10 protein-coding genes are annotated in these 18,114 nt (G+C 58.9%); 4 read left to right on the top strand and 6 right to left on the bottom strand.

From position 1 onward, the window contains the following. The first annotated feature begins 250 nt into the window (after positions 1 to 250). Positions 251 to 1,087, top strand: a complete 837-nt coding sequence (locus PW792_03215) for a S1/P1 nuclease (protein MDE1160939.1) — start codon at positions 251 to 253, stop codon at positions 1,085 to 1,087. Between the two features lie 64 nt (positions 1,088 to 1,151). Here the strand turns inward: PW792_03215 and PW792_03210 are convergent, their stop codons facing one another. The 6 genes from PW792_03210 to rplA all read right to left on the bottom strand — a co-directional run bounded on the left by PW792_03210 (position 1,152) and on the right by rplA (position 13,902). After that, on the bottom strand, positions 1,152 to 2,324 hold the full coding sequence (locus PW792_03210) for a VWA domain-containing protein (GenBank protein MDE1160938.1): 1,173 nt from the start codon (positions 2,322 to 2,324) through the stop codon (positions 1,152 to 1,154). Between the two features lie 98 nt (positions 2,325 to 2,422). Continuing rightward, positions 2,423 to 6,613 carry a DNA-directed RNA polymerase subunit beta' gene (rpoC, locus tag PW792_03205; GenBank protein ID MDE1160937.1) on the bottom strand — a complete coding sequence of 1,397 codons (4,191 nt, stop codon included), beginning with the start codon at positions 6,611 to 6,613 and terminating at the stop codon, positions 2,423 to 2,425. A gap of 220 nt (positions 6,614 to 6,833) precedes the next feature. Continuing rightward, the gene (rpoB, locus tag PW792_03200; protein ID MDE1160936.1) at positions 6,834 to 11,333 is read right to left on the bottom strand and encodes a DNA-directed RNA polymerase subunit beta; all 4,500 of its coding nucleotides are present in this window, start codon (positions 11,331 to 11,333) and stop codon (positions 6,834 to 6,836) included. 592 nt (positions 11,334 to 11,925) lie between these two features. Further along, positions 11,926 to 12,300, bottom strand: a complete 375-nt coding sequence (gene rplL / locus PW792_03195; protein ID MDE1160935.1) for a 50S ribosomal protein L7/L12 — start codon at positions 12,298 to 12,300, stop codon at positions 11,926 to 11,928. A gap of 154 nt (positions 12,301 to 12,454) precedes the next feature. Beyond that, a complete protein-coding gene (gene rplJ, locus PW792_03190) occupies positions 12,455 to 13,117 on the bottom strand; it encodes a 50S ribosomal protein L10 (GenBank protein MDE1160934.1) in 663 nt (220 codons plus the stop codon). Between the two features lie 71 nt (positions 13,118 to 13,188). Next, positions 13,189 to 13,902, bottom strand: coding sequence for a 50S ribosomal protein L1 (rplA, locus tag PW792_03185; protein MDE1160933.1), 714 nt, complete (start codon positions 13,900 to 13,902; stop codon positions 13,189 to 13,191). 359 nt (positions 13,903 to 14,261) lie between these two features. Here rplA and PW792_03180 point away from each other — a divergent pair, with 359 nt between their 5' ends. The 3 genes from PW792_03180 (at position 14,262) to PW792_03170 (ending at position 18,009) form a co-directional block, all read left to right on the top strand. Further along, on the top strand, positions 14,262 to 16,001 hold the full coding sequence (locus PW792_03180; GenBank protein ID MDE1160932.1) for a hypothetical protein: 1,740 nt from the start codon (positions 14,262 to 14,264) through the stop codon (positions 15,999 to 16,001). Between the two features lie 66 nt (positions 16,002 to 16,067). Continuing rightward, entirely contained in the window at positions 16,068 to 17,201 is a 1,134-nt protein-coding gene (locus tag PW792_03175; GenBank protein MDE1160931.1) for a radical SAM protein, read from the top strand. Positions 17,202 to 17,475: 274 nt separating this feature from the next. Then, positions 17,476 to 18,009, top strand: coding sequence for a TonB family protein (locus PW792_03170; GenBank protein MDE1160930.1), 534 nt, complete (start codon positions 17,476 to 17,478; stop codon positions 18,007 to 18,009). Positions 18,010 to 18,114: the final 105 nt, after the last annotated feature.

Below are 18,114 nucleotides of genomic sequence, written 5' to 3'. Positions count from 1 at the left end.
GGTCGTTTCTACAGGAAGAAAAGCCACGCATCAAGGAATCAATCACTTGCGGAAAACACACCGTTGCTCCGATTCAAATAGCAAATCACATCCGCAACACGCGCAGCACTTACTGTTCTAAAAACGCTCGTGCCATCGATAAGCACCAAGGACATGACAGTATCTGTCAGAAACGCCTCATCTCAGTGGGGCTAGAAACCCAACATCGAGATCTCACACAGGAAAAAACGTCACCGCTTATACTTCCCTCATGAAATCACTGCGCACGCTCTTCGCTGCTGCTTTGCTACTCACGCTCTCGGCCCCTGCATGGGCCTGGGGACGCACCGGTCACCGCCTCGTCGCGGAAGTGGCCTGGGACCACCTCACCCCGCAGGCCAAGGCACAGGTGCAGGCCCTGCTCGGCAAAGAGAGCCTCGGCGACGTGGCTTCATGGGCCGATGGTTACCTCTCAGGCAATCGCCAGACCGCCTTCTGGCACTACGTCAACATCCCGCCCAGCCTGACCTACAACAGAGACCGCGACTGCCAGACGCAACCCGGCGTCACCCTCGGTTCGCACGCGGACAAGTGGCGCGACTGCGTCGTCGATCGCATCCCCTACAACCTAGAACGCATCAACGATCCCTCGCTCGACACCGCCGACCGCGCCGTCGCGCTCAAGTTCCTCGTCCACCTCGTCGGCGACGAGCACCAGCCCTTCCACGCCTACGGTCTCGGCCGCGGAGCCAACGACATCCCCGTCACCTTCTTCGGCGAAGAGAAGAGCAAGTGGGGCCACCATGAACTCCACGAAGTCTGGGACGACGGCCTCATCGACCACGCACACCACACCGATGCCGAGTGGCTCAAGAGGCTCGAGCAGCAGATCACCGACAAGCATCTCGAACCCGGCGACGGCGACTCCGTAGCGTGGGCCCAGGAGTCGCACGACCTCGCCGACACCGCGCTCGTCCTCCCCGGAACCAACATCGACGAGGCGTACTACGACAAGAACATCCCCATCGTCGAAACCCGCCTCGAACTCGCCGGCATCCGCCTCGCCAAGCTTCTGAATACAGCCTTCGCCACATCTGCGGCGCACTAACTCAAGCCCCAACAAACAAGGGCGGCTTGCCATTTGGCAAGCCGCCCTTGTTACGCTCTACACTCTATCGATCGACACCCTGCTTCGCCACCTTTGTATAGTAGCCATCGCGAGTCTGTATCGTGTCCTTCTCCTTCGCCGCCGATCCGGCCAGTGTCACTGAAATCTGGTGATAGCCCTCCGAAGCCGTTGCCTCCGAAGGCGTAAACCCAAGCCGGAACTGCGAGCGCAACTCCTCACCAATCTCCGCATAGATCTTCTCCACCGTCTCCTTCTTCGTCACCTCAAAGACACGCCCGCCGGTCTCGCCACAGAGACGCTCCAGAATCTTCCTCCCATCGACGTTCTCGTGATGATCACCACCACCATTGCGACCGCCACCACCACCGCCTCCGGGCCATCCACCACCACGTCCTCCTCCTCCACCCGGCAGCCCCATCCCATGCCCACCACCGCCAGGAAACCCAAAGCCACGGCCACCGCCATCATGCTCTTTGCCCTTGTAATAAATCGCGTAGATCACAACATCCTTACGCTGCGCCGCTTCTATCGACTTTGCCAGCGTCTCGCGGCTGCCATTGTCCACACCGTCCGTCAGCAGGATGAACGCCTTGCGTCCCGCCTGCTTGTTCACGACCTCATCGGCTGAAAGAAACACAGCGTCATACATCGCCGTGCCACCACCACGCTGACGCCCTCCACCCCGATGGTCAGGGTCGTTCGCATCCGGATCGTTCGAATCTCTGCCCGTCGGACGAGACGGTGCCGTGTCCACCTGCTGCAACGCCTCCTGCAGCTTCGGCCGCGAGTTTGTGATGTCCTGCAGCAGCTCAACGCTGCCCGCAAACTGCAACACAAACGCGCGATCACGCTCGGGCGCAAGCATCTTCTGCAAGAACGTTGTGCTCGCGCTTCGCTCATCTTCGAGCACCTCCCGCTGGCTGCGACTGCTGTCCACCAGCAGTCCAACCGTCAGAGGCACGTCGCTGTCGCGGTCAAAGTAGCGAACGTTCTGCGCCACGCCATCCACCTGCAACGCAAAGTTACTTTGCGCCAGCCCTTTGACAATCGCCCCATGCTTGTCCCGCACCACCACGGGCACAACCACCAGCCGGGCCTCAACCGAAAGCGTAGAACCTGCATCCACAGCAACAGGCTGAGACGCAACAGGCTGCTGTCCATCCACGGCAAGAACACCCGCCAGCAGCAAGGAGCCAAACACACAAAAGGAGCGCATATCCCGTTAGACGAGGATGGCGAAAGAGAGTTCCAGCAAAGCAAAAAGGGCAGACTCTTTCGAGTCTGCCCTTCGCTGTTTCAGTCTGACCTGCAGCGTTACTCTGCTGCCAGTTCTTCCTGTTCGCCTTCCATACGCATCTGCTCGAGCTCACGCTCTTCCGCTTCATGCGCTTCCTGTACTTCGGCCTGGATCTGGGCTGCCGCTTCTTCAAGCTCAGGAGAGAGCTCGACGTTGCGGTAGTACTCCATACCCGTTCCGGCAGGGATAAGACGGCCGACGATGACGTTCTCCTTCAGACCGCGGAGCGTGTCCACCGCGCCGTTGATCGACGCTTCGGTGAGTACGCGCGTGGTCTCCTGGAACGAAGCAGCCGAGATGAAGCTGTCCGTCGAGAGCGACGCCTTCGTGATGCCCAGCAGCAGCGGACGGCCGATAGCCGGACGGCCACCATCCATCAACACACGCTGGTTCTCTGCGTTGAAGCGGAAGCGATCGATCTGCTGTTCCAGCAGGAAGTTGGTGTCGCCAACTTCTTCGATCTTCACCCAGCGCAGCATCTGGCGAACGATGGTTTCGATGTGCTTGTCCGAGATGGACACGCCCTGCAAGCGGTAGACTTCCTGGATTTCGTTTACCAGGTAGATCTGCAGCTCGCGCTCGCCAAGAACCTCGAGAATGTCGTGCGGGTTACGCGGTCCGTCGATGAGAGCATCGCCGGCGCGTACACGCTCGCCTTCCTGCACGTTGACGTACACACCACGCGGCACCGAGTACTCGTCTTCCGTACCGTTGTCAGCCGTGATGTACACCTTACGCTGGCCCTTCGACACATCGCCGAAGCGGATCGCACCGTCAAGCTTGGCGATGATCGCCGGATCACGCGGCTTACGCGCTTCGAAGAGTTCCACAACGCGCGGCAGACCGCCCGTGATGTCCTTCGTACGCGTCGTTTCGCGCGGGATCTTCGCCAGGATGTCACCAGGCGAAAGCTCGTCGCCATCCTGCACCATAAGGTGAGCACGGCTCGGCATGATGTAACGCTTCGTTCCCTTGGCGCCCTTGATGAGAATCATCGGCTGGCGCTTTTCGTCCGGCGAGTCAGCCACTACGAGACGCGAGAGACCGGTAACTTCATCGATCTCTTCGTGCAGCGTAACGCCTTCCTGCAGGTCCTTGAATTGCACCGTGCCTTCGATTTCCGTGAGGATGGAGAAGGTGTAGGGGTCCCACTCGCCAAGCAGATCGCCGAGCTTGACTTGATCGCCGTCTTCGACCTTCAGCTTCGCGCCGTAAACGATCGCGTAGCGTTCCTTCTCGCGGCCCTTCTCGTCAATAATGGCGATAGAACCCGAGCGGTTGAAGGCAACCAGGCCGCCGTCCTTCGAGCGAACGGTAGCGAGGTTGATGAAGTGAACGCGACCTGCGTTCTTGGCTTCGAGGTGCGAAGCATCCGCCACACGCGATGCCGTTCCACCTACGTGGAAGGTACGCATGGTGAGCTGGGTGCCAGGCTCGCCGATCGACTGTGCAGCGATAACGCCGACAGCTTCGCCGAGTTCGACCATCTTGCCCGAACCAAGGTTACGGCCATAGCAACGGATGCAGCATCCGCGCTTGGACTCGCACGTCAGCACCGAGCGGATCTTCACCTTCTCGATACCGGCAGCCTGGATTGCGGAGGCCTTGTCTTCGTCGATCTCATCGTTGATCTCGACGATCGTCTTGCCTTCGAAGTCCTTCAGCTTCTCGAGCGTTACGCGGCCGATGATACGGTCACGCAGCGGTTCGATGATTTCGCCGGCTTCGATGATCGGCATCACGTAGATGCCTTCCACCGTGCCGCAATCGAGCTCGGAGATGATCACGTCCTGTGCCACATCGACCAGACGACGGGTCAGGTAACCCGAGTCAGCGGTCTTCAGCGCGGTATCAGCAAGGCCCTTACGAGCACCGTGCGTCGAGATGAAGTACTCGAGAACGGTCAGACCTTCGCGGAAGTTCGCCTTGATCGGCGATTCGATGATTTCGCCCGAGGGCTTAGCCATCAAACCACGCATACCGGAGAGCTGACGAATCTGCTGCTTGGAACCACGAGCGCCCGAGTCCGCCATGATGTAGATCGGGTTCATGGCGCCTTCCTTGTCAGCGCGCTTCATGTTGTTGAACATTTCGTCCGCAACGCGATCGGTAACTGCCGACCACATCTGCGTCACCTTGTTCGAACGCTCCAGGTTGGTGATCGAACCTTCGAGGTACTGCTGCTGCAGCGTGATGACCTGCTTTTCAGCATCGCCCACAACCGTGTACTTCGTCGCCGGGATGACCATGTCATCCAGACCAACCGAGAGACCCGAGCGGGTAGCGTACTGGAAGCCCAGTTCCTTGATGCGATCGAGCGCGTGCACGGTCACTTCGAGGCCGAGGTTCAGGTACAGGTAGTTGATGAGCTGGCCGATGCCCTTCTTCTTCAGCAGGCCGTTCACGAACGGCATACCTTCCGGCAGACGATCGTTCAGGATCGCGCGACCAACGGTCGTGTTGATGTACTGCTTGGTGAACTCGACCGGCTCGGTGTGCGTGAGGTCCTGATCGTCGTACGCCGTCGTCATATCCAGCACGGGGCCGGTATAACGCAGGCGGATCGGCGAAAGCGTCTCGACCTGCTTGGCTTCGAGCGCCATCAGTACTTCTTCAATGTTGGCGAAGACGCGGCCTTCACCCTTTGCACCCACCTTGGCCTTGGTCAGGTAGTACAGACCAAGCACCAGATCCTGCGTCGGAACCGAGATCGGCTGACCGGATGCGGGCGAGAGGATGTTGTGCGAAGCCAGCATCAGCACCGAAGCTTCGATCTGCGCTTCAGGGCTCAGCGGGATGTGCACAGCCATCTGGTCACCGTCGAAGTCGGCGTTGAACGCCGTGCAGACGAGCGGGTGAATCTTGATGGCCTTACCTTCGACCAGCACAGGCTCGAAAGCCTGGATGCCGAGGCGATGCAGCGTCGGGGCGCGGTTCAACAGAACCGGATGATCCTTGATAACCTCTTCGAGGATGTCCCAGACGATCGACTCCTGCTGCTCTACCATCTCCTTGGCCTGCTTGATGGTCGTGCAGTGGCCCGTCTGCTCGAGACGGTGATAAATGAACGGCTTGAAGAGTTCAAGCGCCATCTTCTTCGGCAGACCGCACTGGTGCAGCTTCAGTTCCGGACCAACCACGATGACCGAACGGCCAGAGTAGTCGACGCGCTTACCGAGCAGGTTCTGACGGAAGCGGCCCTGCTTGCCCTTCAGGGTGTCAGAGAGCGACTTCAGCGGACGGTTGTTCGCACCGCGCAACACGCGGCCACGACGGCCGTTGTCGAACAGAGCATCAACAGCTTCCTGCAGCATGCGCTTTTCGTTACGCACAATCACTTCAGGGGCATGGAGGTCCATGAGCTTCTTGAGGCGGTTGTTACGGTTGATCACGCGGCGATACAGATCGTTGAGATCCGAAGTCGCGAAGCGGCCACCGTCAAGCGGCACAAGCGGGCGAAGCTCAGGCGGGATCACAGGGATCACGTCGAGAATCATCCACTGCGGCTTGTTGTCGGACTTACGGAAAGCCTCGACCACCTTCAAACGCTTGGAGTACTTCAGCTTCTTCTGCAGCGAGGTCTCGGTCTTCATGCGCTCACGAAGCTCGATAGCGAGCTCCTGAATCTCAACGCGCTTGAGGAGTTCCTTGATCGCTTCAGCGCCCATCATGGCCTTGAAGCCGGACGGACGATACTGCTGGTCGAGCTCGCGGAAGCGATTCTCGTCCTTGATAACTTCGCGCTCCTTTACGGGCGCGTCACCTGGATCGACCACGACATACGACTCGAAGTAGAGAACAGCTTCGAGCTCACGCAGCGAGATGTCGAGCAGGTGGCCGATACGCGAGGGCAGGCCCTTGAAGAACCACACGTGCGAGCAGGGCGAAGCCAGCTCGATGTGGCCGAGGCGCTCACGACGAACCTTCGACAGGGTGACTTCAACGCCACACTTGTCGCAGATCACGCCGCGGTGCTTCATGCGCTTGTACTTGCCGCAGAGGCACTCCCAGTCAGTGATCGGTCCAAAGATGCGGGCGCAGAAAAGACCGTCGCGTTCGGGCTTGAACGTACGGTAGTTGATGGTTTCCGGCTTCGTGACTTCGCCGTGCGACCACGAGCGGATCTTCTCGGGGCTCGCAAGCTGAATCTTGATCGAGTCGAAGTCAGCGATCGGGTTCTGTGTATCAAACGGGCTGGAGCGGAACATATTTTTCTCTCCGTTGCAGTGCTTAGCTCGATGCCAACTTTGTACTTCGCTCTGTCGCGTTTCCATCAGAGCCTGTTGCGAGCTTCGCTGCTGTCTTTCTGCTAAGTTGCTATGCGGCGCGATCCTCTGCACTCCGCGAATGGTTCAAAGTCATCGCCCTGCCCTCCGTTCTTCCCTGCCGTTACGCAAGCTCAGGAAGAACAGAGTCGGGCGGAATGAGTTAGTCCGCTACAGCGAGTTCAGGCACGCTCACGAGCTCGTCCTCGGTCGGGGCGCCGGTGGCTTTCACCAACTCGACGTCCAGGCAGAGAGACTGCAGTTCGCGGATGAGAACGTTGAACGACTCGGGCACGCCCGGCTCGATCGCAGCTTCACCCTTGACGATGGCCTCGTAGATCTTCGTACGGCCGAACACATCGTCAGACTTCGCGGTGAGCAGCTCCTGCAGGATGTAGGCAGCGCCATAAGCCTCAAGCGCCCACACTTCCATTTCGCCGAAGCGCTGTCCGCCGAACTGCGCCTTACCACCCAGCGGCTGCTGCGTGATGAGCGAGTACGGTCCGATCGAACGAGCGTGGATCTTGTCGTCGACAAGATGCGACAGCTTGAGCATGTAGATGTAACCAACGGTTACAGGCTGCTCGAACTCATCGCCAGTCATGCCGTCGATCAGCGCGCTCTTACCCGAGCTCGGCAAACCAGCCGCTGCAAGCAGCGCCTTGATCTCCGTCTCCTGCGCACCGTCGAACACTGCCGTGCCGAACCAGATACCGCGGCCCATGCCCTTCGCAACACGCAGCGTCTGCTCGTCATCCAGCTTCAGAAGCTGGTTCAGTGCAGCCGTGCCCTTGAACTGCTCGGAGAAGATCTCGCGAACCGCGTTGGCTTCCTGCGCCTGTGCAGCGAGAGCAGCCACCTTGGCGCCGAGCGTGTGAGCGGCCCAGCCAAGATGCGTTTCGAGAATCTGTCCGACGTTCATACGCGAAGGTACGCCCAGCGGGTTCAGGACGATTTCGACCGGCGTTCCATCCGGGAGGTAAGGCATATCCTCTTCCGGCAGAATGCGGGCGATAACACCCTTGTTACCGTGACGACCGGCCATCTTATCGCCGACCGAAAGCTTACGCTTCATGGCGATGTAGACCTTGACCATCTTGATAACGCCAGGGCTCAGCTCGTCGCCCTTGCCCATCTTCGCGATCTTCTCATTGGTGATCTTGCGCAGAACGTCGATCTGACGCGAGGTCATCTCTTCGATCTCGTCGATCTGCTCGTTCACGCGCGGGTCCTTGTCAGCGTAGCGAATACGCTTCAGGTTACGCGTCGAGATGAGCTCGATCTGATCACGGGTGAGCACATCGCCCTTCGAAAGCAGCTTCTTGTTCGTACGCTCGTCATGCAGGTCAGCCAGCACTTCCTTGTCGCCAAGGATGCCGTCAAGACGCTTCAGACGCTCGTCCGTAAGAATGCGGATTTCGTCAGCAAGGTTGCGCTCCAGCTTCTCGATCTGTTCCTGCTCGATCTGCAGTGCGCGCTGGTCCTTTTCCTGACCCTTGCGGCTGAAGATGCGAACGTCAACGACCGTGCCTTCGATGCCCGGAGGGCACGTCAGCGAAGCATCGCGTACATCGCCGGCCTTTTCGCCGAAGATCGCGCGGAGCAGCTTCTCTTCCGGCGTCAACTGGGTTTCGCCCTTGGGCGTTACCTTGCCGACGAGGATGTCGTTGTGGCTGATCTTGGCGCCGATACGGATGATGCCCGACTCGTCCAGATCACGCAGAGCGTGCTCGGAGACGTTCGGAATATCACGCGTAATCTCTTCCGGTCCCAGCTTCGTGTCGCGCGCTTCAATCTCGAACTCCTCGATGTGGATCGAGGTGTAGTAGTCCTCGCGGACCAGCTTTTCCGAGATGAGGATCGCGTCCTCGAAGTTGTAACCGCGCCACGGCATGAAGGCCACCAGCACGTTACGGCCGAGACCAAGCTCGCCCTGCTCCGTGCAAGGACCATCGGCTAGAACCTGTCCCTTGAGAACGCGGTCGCCCTTGCGAACGATCGGCTTCTGGTTGATGCAGGTGTTCTGGTTCGAGCGCTTGAACTTCGTCAGCGTGTAGATGTCCGAACCGACCTCACGCGAAAGCTGCGTGGGGTGGTGCTCGCCTTCTACACGAACGATGATGCGCTCGGAGTCGACCGAATCGATGATGCCGTTACGCTTGGCCAGAATCACAGCACCCGAATCGCGAGCCGTAACGCCTTCCATGCCGGTACCAACGAACGGAGCCTCAGCTACCAGCAGAGGAACCGACTGACGCTGCATGTTCGCACCCATCAGGGCGCGGTTCGCATCGTCATGCTCGAGGAACGGAACCAGCGACGCAGCGACCGAAACAAGCTGCTTCGGCGAGACGTCCATGTAATCCACTTCCGCCTTCGGAACGAGCACGAAGTCGCCGGTGCGACGGGCATTGACCAGATCTTCGGTCATGTGTCCTTCGCCGTCGAGCGCGATGTTCGCCTGAGCGATCGTGTGACGGTCCTCTTCCCACGCCGAGAGGTAGAAGCTGAACGGCTCAAACTCTGCCGCACGCTTGCTTTCCTTCTTCAGGCGATCGTTCAGAACAACCGACTCGCTGATCTCCAGCGTGTCGCCCTGACGCATACCGGACTCACCAGCATTCGAAACAGCCACGTAATCCAGCACGCGACCGTCCTTCACGCGGCGGTACGGCGACTCGATGAAGCCGTACTCGTTGATGCGCGCAAAGCACGACAGCGACGAGATAAGACCGATGTTCGGTCCTTCAGGCGTTTCGATCGGGCAGATACGGCCGTAGTGAGTCGGATGGACGTCGCGGACTTCGAAGCCAGCGCGCTCACGCGACAGACCACCAGGTCCAAGGGCCGACAGGCGGCGCTTGTGCGTGATCTCCGAGAGCGGGTTGGTCTGATCCATGAACTGCGAGAGCTGCGAGGAACCGAAGAACTCGCGGATCGCGGCCATAACCGGCTTGGCGTTGATGAGGTCGTGCGGCATCGCCGTCGACATCTCCTGGTACACGCTCATCTTTTCCTTGATGGCGCGTTCCATACGCACGAGACCGATGCGGAACTGGTTCTCCATCAACTCGCCCACCGCGCGAACGCGACGGTTGCCGAGATGATCGATATCGTCCACAACACCGATATTCTTGCGCAGCTTCAGCAGGTAGCGGATCGTGCCGTAGAAGTCCTCAGGGGTCAACGTACGGTGATCGAGGCCAGCCGAATCCTGGTTCTCATACAGCTTGATGTTGAACTTCAGACGGCCTACACGCGAGAAGTCATACTTGCGCGCGTCGAAGAACATGCCTTCGAACAGAGCGGTCGCCGTATCCAGCGTCGGTGGGTCACCCGGACGCAGCTTGCGGTAGATCTCGATCAGCGCTTCTTCCGGCTTGCGCACGGAGTCGCGGCGCAACGTGTTGGCGATGATGTTGCCCACTTCGTCGCGGTCCGGGAAGAAGACTTCCAGCGAGGTCACGCCCGACTGTGCGATCTTGTGCAGCTTGTCGGCCGAGAGCTCCTGGTTGGCTTCATACAGCAACTCGCCCGTCGACATGTCGACAACGTCGGCTGCGGTCAAAGCGCCTTCGAACTCGGAGTTCTCGACTTCGATCGAAGTCACGCCGCCAGCACGCAGGGCCTTCAGCGCCGAAGCACCGATCTTCTTGCCGCTTGCGACAACTTCCTTGCCGTCAACCACCAGCGACGAGGTCGAACGCGTGCCAACAACGTTGGTCGCCTTGTCCTCGGAGCTAATCGCCCACGAAAGCTTGCCGTCCTTCACGTTGACCGTGTCAACCGTGTAGAACGTCTTGAGAATTTCCTCATCCGCACGCAGGCCGAGAGCACGCAGGAAGATCGTTCCCAGGAACTTGCGCTTGCGATCGATGCGGACGTACAGGATGTTCTTCTGGTCGTACTCGAACTCCACCCACGAACCGCGGTACGGGATGATCTTGCCGAGGAAGTACGTACGGTTGTTCGCCGTTTCAAAGAACACGCCAGGCGAACGGTGAAGCTGCGAAACGATAACGCGCTCCGTGCCGTTCACGATGAAGGTGCCGTTGGCCGACATCAGCGGGATATCGCCGAAGAAGACTTCCTGCTCCTTCATATCGCGCAGGGTCTTCACACCCGTCTCCGGGTCCTTATCGTAGATCTTCAGGCGGATCGTCACCTTCAGCGGAGCCGAGTACGTCATGCCGCGCTCTTCGCACTCAGCCTGGTCGTACTTCAACTGCAGACCCACAGGGTCGCCGCACTTGGTGCAGAAGTCCGGGGTGTTCTTGTTGTACGTTCCGCAGAACTTGCAGAGTACGTCGCCCGGATGGAACGGGTCAGTGATCACCATGTGGCCGCAATGCGAGCACGCGGTACGCAGATGGTTCAGCCCCTTGAGGAAGCTGCACTTGCACTCCCAGTTGCCGATCGTGTAATCGACAAACTCAAGCTCCGACACATTGCGGAAATCGGTGATCGGGAAGACAGACGCAAAAACCGACTGGAGGCCGTTGTCCTCGCGCTCCTGCGGCAGTTTGTCCATCTGGAGGAAGCGCTCATACGAACGGCGCTGAACCTCGATAAGGTTTGGGATCTGGATGCTGGTAGGGATTTTGGAAAAATCAAGACGGCTGCGAATTGGCCGCAGTTCCTGCTTGGTGGTCGAGTCGGACATGAGCTCTCCTGTTACTTGTCTCGAGGAAGAACGGTGCTGCCGAAATCGGCATCACTGTCTTTGACTTCTGTTGCGCCCTTCCGGCTCAACCACTCCTCGTGGTGGCTGATCCTCAGCGCAGGTTGATACCCTCGCGAAGCATTCTGCGAGGTCAAAACTAAAAAATGGCTAAAATGTCGCGGAAAACACGAAAAGCGCCTTGCGGACACGTAGTCCCAAGAGCGCCGGTAAAGACCGTTGCACTGAAATCAGTTGATGGAAACCCGGTATAACGCCGCCTCTGAAAGCCTGGCCGAGCTTTCAAGAATTGCGCTGGATTGCTTATGTTTCACGCTATCGATCCGCTGCTCGAACGATAGTGTGGCCGGCTCCGTAACCTGCTTCGCATTGCCAGGATGAACCGGGGTACTGCCCAGGACTTGAACGTTTCGGGAAGCGGGAATGCAGTGCACACCGAGGCTACCGCAAGCCTCCCCATAAAAGAGGATACCGCGGTCGGCCTCGGGATGCAAGTCCGCACCTGCTTCACACACAACAAAGGCAGGACCGAAGCCCTGCCTTTGCCTGCTGCGGGCGAAAAGCCCGCACCGAACTACTTGAGTTCGACTGCTGCGATGCCTTCGAACTTCTTCGCCAGTGCCTGCGCGTCGTCCTTCGAGATGTTCTCCTTCAGGGGCTTCGGAGCACCGTCAACCAGGTCCTTAGCTTCCTTCAGGCCGAGGCCCGTAACTTCACGAACAGCCTTGATGGTGTTGATCTTGTTTGCGCCAGCTTCCTTGAGGATGACCGTGAACTCGGTCTTCTCTTCTGCTGCCGGTGCTGCTGCACCAGCCGGTGCTGCTGCAACGGTTGCTGCTGCTGCCGAAACGCCGAGGCGCTCTTCGAGCTTCTTTACCAACTCAGCTGCTTCGAGCAGGCTGAGCGAAACGATCTGATCTTCCAACTGCTGGATGTCTGCCATTGTTATTCTCCGGTATTACAAAATTGATGTTGCTGATGTTTTTGCCTGCCCTTGGCGTTCTTCTGCCCAGGGTTGCTGCCCTTCATCGTCCGCAGGTTCCGTTGCGCCAGACATGCGCCCCACGGGGACTTAGAAACAGCGAAACTTTGCGTCTACGCTCTTACGCGCCTTCTGCCGGTGCTTCGTCAACCGCTTCGCCAGCCTGCGAGGCTGTCGAATTTTCCGGCTGTGCTGCACCCGAAGGCTGCTCGCCTGCGGCTGCCTCTTCGGTATGAGCCGAAGCGACAGGAGCAGCGCCAGCGAACTTGTTCTGCTCGACAGCCTGGTTCACCACCACCGCAAGGTTGCGGCCGGTAGCGTTGATCACCGTTGCCAGGCGCGTAGCCGGGGCGTTGATCAGGAACAGCAGCTTCGAGAAGAGCTCTTCCTTGCCCGGCAGGCTTGCCAGAGCTTGGACTTCACTCACGTCGATGACCTTGCCATCAACGATGCCGAGCTTGAACGTGAACTCTGCGTTGTCCTTCACCCAGGTCGACAGAGCCTTTGCCAGCGCCACCGGGTCACCCGACGTGTAGGCTACCGACGAAACACCCTTGAGACCCTGCAGAGCAGCCTCAACCTTGGTGCCCTTCGACGACTGAGCCGCGAGCTTGTTCTTCACAACGTGGTAGTGACCGCCCGCATTGCGGACGACCTTACGAAGCTCAAAATCCTTCGACGCGGTCAGGCCCTTGAAGGTGCCAATGATCGCGGAAGTCGAGCTTTCCAGTTCCTGCGCGAGGAACTGGACCTTCTGATTCTTTTTCGCCTTGGTCAATGCCATAGGGAATCTCGCCTTCGTGCTGACCCTGCGGTCAGCGAAATTTCTGTGCGCCGGAAGCCGGCGCGGAACACTTACGCCTTGGAAGCAGCTTCAGCGGTAGCAGCCTCGAGCTCAACGCCCGGGCCCATCGTCGACGAAAGCACGATGCGCTTCACATACTTGCCCTTGGCAGCCGACGGCTTCGCCTTGACCACTGCCGAGATCACGCTCATCGCGTTCTCCGCGATCTTTTCGATCGGGAAGCTCAGCTTGCCCACGGGAACGTGAACCAGAGCGGTCTTGTCAGCGCGGAACTCGACCTTACCGGCCTTGATTTCCGCGATCGCTGAAGCGACATCCGTGGTCACGGTGCCGGTCTTCGGGTTCGGCATCAAGCCGCGGGGACCGAGAACCTTACCGAGCTTACCGACCGAACGCATCATGTCAGGGGTCGCGATCAGGGCATCAAAGCCGGTCCACGATTCCTTCTGGATGCGCTCAACGAGATCTTCACCACCGACGAACTCAGCGCCGGCAGCTTCTGCAGCCTTCAGGTTGTCACCCGAAGCGATAACAGCAACGATCTTCGACTTGCCGCCGAGGCCGTGCGGAAGCACAACCGTACCGCGAACCATCTGGTCAGCGTGGCGGGTATCTACGCCGAGGCGCAGCGTCAGGTCGACGGTCTCATCAAACTTTGCGAACTTTGCCTTCTGGAGCAAGGGAATCGCATCGCCCAGCGAATAAGGACGCTGCTCTACGAGCGCGCGCGCTTTCGCGACATTCTTGGAAACTTTACGTGCCATAAACTCTCTCTCTGTCTTCCACCCCGGTTCCCTTGTCACGGCTGGCGCCGGCGGGACATGCGGTTCACTGCATGGGCGTGGTTTCGACGGGAGCCCACACATAGCGTGCAGACAACCCTCTAAGTATGGAGTATCTGCTCAGATTAGTCAATGCTTTCTACGATGATTTACCTCACAGGATGGTCCGGAAGGACAACTTGCAGCCAAGGGAGTCTGTCTGACTTGCGATAGCATCAGTGCACATGACCTCACCATCCAAGGCACTGCAGAGCAAACGCTGGCTCTGGCTTGTAGTTGGCTTCTGCGCGCTTCTCGTCCTTCTTTGCACCGTTCCTTACCACGTGGCCATGCAGCCAACCGTGTCACTATCTTATGAGTTTGGCTACAGCAATCGTGCGGCTCTGGCCCTGGTGGCTGTCGGAATCCTCCTGGTGCTGGCACTCGGGCCCTCCCTGCAGATGCAGGACGGACAACAGCCAGCCCCGCTTTCGACCCGTACGATTGCGCTGGCCTCTGCGTGCACCGCGCTGCTTTGCCTAGCTTTCTACCTGCTCACTCGCCGGGTAAACGGATATGACGAGTCCATCTACTTGATTGATCGCATCTGGCACGTAGCCAATGGTCAGCGCCCGTACATCGACTTTGAATATGCTTACGGTGCCTTCTTCCTTTACGCTCCGGCAGCCCTGATGCGATGGTTGCGGCTCCCGATTGGAGACGCCTACGGTCTCTGCTGGATTCTGTCCTCCGTAGCTGGCGTTTTGATGCTGGCGCAGGTGCTCCGCTGGAGCGCTCCCAAATGGCCACGCGCAAACGTTATTTTTCTGATTCTTTGGGGCAGCAGCTTGCCCGGCCTCCTCTCCAACGGCCTCAACTACACCCTGCTGCGCTTCGTAACTCCTTGCTTCTTCGGGCTTCTTGCGCTCCGTATCCTCAGACGTGATCACGGCAGCCACTGGGGGCAAACCACGCTTGTCGCTGCTTGCGGCACGGCAGTGATGCTAGTCCTCTCACCGGAGCTTGCAATCGCTTGTGCCATTGGATCACTTGCCTTCTTCTGCTGGGACGCCTTTCTCTCTGACAAGCGCAGGGGGCTACCCTGGTGCGCTCTCCTGCTCCTGCTTAACGCCGCCCTCATCTCACTCGCCAATCGCCTGCACGCCCTTGACACCCTCAAAGCTTTCAGCAAGGGCGGCATGAACTTTCCCATCAGCCTGAATGTTTACACCGTGCTCTTTCTCGCGATCGTCACGGTTGCCACCTGCTATGCCGCAACACGGCTGCGGCAAAGCAGCCCGGATTCCTGGATGATGATCCTGGCAGTCTCTTTCCCAGCGCTACCCGCAGCACTTGGCCGTTGCGATTCCCTGCATCTATGGAACAACACTTACGGGATCGTGCTCGTCGGGCTTCTCGTCCTTGCCGGCTATCCTCGCATCTGGCGGTTGATGCTTCCGGTGAACCTGTTGATCATCGTCGTATTGCCCAGCCTGCTTTACCTGCGGAAACAGCCCAGCAACATTGGCAAAGTTGTAATCCTCTCCCGATTAGCACAGGAACCTATCGACAGTTCCACCGCGTTCGATCGCTGGACACTGAAGCGCATGACGAAGGAGCTGGGCCCGGAGAAGGCGAAGCAAAAGCTCGCTATGTATAGGGACCTCAGCCATACGACAACCTTCGCTCCAGATGCGATCTTCCATCTCGCTCCGGGGCAGACGGTACTGGCGCCTCAAACCTACGCGCCTTCCCGCTTCGGCACCTCTCATGCTCCAGAGCTTTACGATGGCTACTTTTTCGGCACACTAAATGCCGTAACAGAGGAAGAGATCAACCGGAAAATCGGGGAACTTGTCGCGCACCCCGACGCCCCGCTGCTGATCATGCCCGAACAGATGGCACCCTGCACGGTCTCAGAACCCGAAGCACAGCAACTCATGCAAATGCTATTTCTGACGCACTATCGCGCGTCGATACGCCATACCGACGCGCCTGAACTGCGGCTCTGCCGATACATCGACTCCCATTACGAACTAGCCGAAACGGCAACCCCGGAGCAATTCGGCTATGCCGTCTGGAAACCAAGACATCGTTCCTGACGTCGAAAATTCCAATTGACACGATAAGCCGCAACGCCTAGTATCTGTTTTCAACGAGGCGAAGATATGGCGAATAACATGACGACCAACTCCGAACACCTGAGCGGCGCGACGTTGTTCCCCATACTTCCCTCGCAGCCGTCCGGCCTGGCAAAGCTCGCTGCTGAAGCCACCCACGCCGACGACGGCCATCTGATCGAGTTCAAGGCCATGCGCTCTCGCTCCATCATGAACCACTCCGTCTCCAAGCGGATGGGCTGGGTTGCCTGGTCGATCAATCCCTACCGTGGCTGCGAGTTCGGCTGCAAGTACTGCTACGCGCGCTACACCCATGAGTTTCTACAACCGGAGCCGGTGGCCGCCGTCCCGATTGGAACCCATGATGTACCGCAGCAGAACTGGGCCCTGGCCTTCGAACGCGAGATCTACCTGAAGGAGAACGCCGCCTGGCTGCTGGAGCAGGAGTTGCGCGGCTTCGACTCCACCCAGGAGATCGCCATCGGCACAGCAACCGATCCGTACCAGCCCATCGAGCGCCGTGTGGGCATCACACGCTCTCTTCTGGAGGTCTTCGCCAAACGCGAGGGACTGCGGATAGGCATCATCACCAAATCACGACTCATTGAACGCGATGTCGATCTCCTGGCCCAGATCGCCCAACGCAATCAGCTCGTGGTTCACATCACCATCACCACCACGGACAGTGGGCTCGCTCGTCTGCTCGAACCCCGCGCTCCGCGGCCCGATCTTCGCTTCGGCGCCGTAAAAAAGCTGCGCGAGGCCGGTATCACGACCGGCGTGCTCTGCTCGCCGCTGCTCTACGGCATCAACGACTCGCAGGCCTCGATAGACGCCGTCGCGAAACGTGCCGCCGAAGCGGACGCCAGCTTCCTCGGCGGCCATCCGCTCTTCCTCAAGTCTTGTTCGCGCCCTACGTATCTGAGCTTCGTCCGCGAGCACTTCCCGCACCTCTCTGACGAGTACACGCGCCGCTTCTCCACCATGGACTTTGCGGATAGCAACTACCGGCAGTTGATGGCGGGAAGAATTCGAACGGCCGTCCGGCGCTTCAAACTCAACGAGCGCTCGACGGACGCTTTGCTGACGCGCGATGCCGGATCCGCCGATGCCGTCCTTCCTCGTGGACGCTTCGGCCCCGCACCCGCCCGTTCTGAACGGCAGACTCAACTCTTCGCCTAAGCTCCACTCTCTGGGCTAACCCGGCTGCTTTGCCTCTGCCGACCTCAGGGAGCAGCTTCTGCAGAAGACTCGTCTGCCTGCTTTCGAGCTCATGCCTGCGCGCTCGTTTTCGTGGCCTCCGATTTACGGAGGCCATTTTTCTTGCACATTCCCGTCTGAAAAGAAGTGAAAACCACAGTCTTTTCAAATATCTGCTTTTTCTATTGACAGTCGTATAGTGGCAGAAATATTCTGGTGTTGGTTACATCTGGCTTTTTTCACGGAGGACATACCAATGCGCCCCGCTTTCTTACTCTCGTTTGCCCTGATTTCGACCGCTGCGTTCGCCCAAACCCACACCGTAGCTTCCGTCGCGCCTGATAGCGCAATGGCAGCCGGGATTCACGGTGCCAACCCTGCAGCTGCTGCTGTAGCCGTCAAGCTTCCCCGCATCATCACCCACCAGTACATTCGCGCCGTTGTCGACTCTGACTTCGCCCATCCGCTTATGTCCTCGACCGATCCTTCGCTCTCCTACTCCTTCGGCGCTCCGACGGATACGACCGCTCCCCGCCTCGTGCGTGCTTCCGGTCTTTCCATTCCGCAGGCCGAGATCGTCACAGCCGACAAGGAAACCAAGGTTGCAGTCCACCTGGTCGTCGACCGCAACGGTGTCCCGGGAGATCTGTCCATCGCTCAGTCCGCAGGCAAGAACTTTGACGAAGCAGCCCTTCAGACTGTGAAGGATTACCGCTTCGAGCCTGCAACGGTGAACCACATCCCCGTTGAAGCTCCAGTCACCGTGACCGTGACCATCGACAAGCAGTAACACCGAACATCCGATTCACTGGCGAGCCTCTAGCTCGCGTTTGCTGCAACAAAGGGCGCTCCTTTAAGGAGTGCCCTTTGTTTTCTGCATCACAAAGCACAAACG

This window comes from Acidobacteriaceae bacterium (genome assembly GCA_028283655.1).
In the GTDB taxonomy this organism is placed as follows: domain Bacteria; phylum Acidobacteriota; class Terriglobia; order Terriglobales; family Acidobacteriaceae; genus Granulicella.
The sequence above is the reverse complement of the archived record's forward strand: the minus strand, read 5'-3'. Positions and strand labels throughout refer to the sequence as shown.

Bases quoted from the DNA above. Each gene is read 5' to 3' on its own strand.
- PW792_03170 (MDE1160930.1), top strand. From the start codon at position 17,476: ATGCGCCCCGCTTTCTTACTCTCGTTTGCCCTGATTTCGACCGCTGCG.
- rplJ (MDE1160934.1), bottom strand. From the start codon at position 13,117: ATGGCATTGACCAAGGCGAAAAAGAATCAGAAGGTCCAGTTCCTCGCG.
- PW792_03210 (MDE1160938.1), bottom strand. From the start codon at position 2,324: ATGCGCTCCTTTTGTGTGTTTGGCTCCTTGCTGCTGGCGGGTGTTCTT.
- PW792_03175 (MDE1160931.1), top strand. From the start codon at position 16,068: ATGGCGAATAACATGACGACCAACTCCGAACACCTGAGCGGCGCGACG.
- rpoC (MDE1160937.1), bottom strand. From the start codon at position 6,613: ATGTTCCGCTCCAGCCCGTTTGATACACAGAACCCGATCGCTGACTTC.
- rpoB (MDE1160936.1), bottom strand. From the start codon at position 11,333: ATGTCCGACTCGACCACCAAGCAGGAACTGCGGCCAATTCGCAGCCGT.
- PW792_03215 (MDE1160939.1), top strand. From the start codon at position 251: ATGAAATCACTGCGCACGCTCTTCGCTGCTGCTTTGCTACTCACGCTC.
- rplA (MDE1160933.1), bottom strand. From the start codon at position 13,902: ATGGCACGTAAAGTTTCCAAGAATGTCGCGAAAGCGCGCGCGCTCGTA.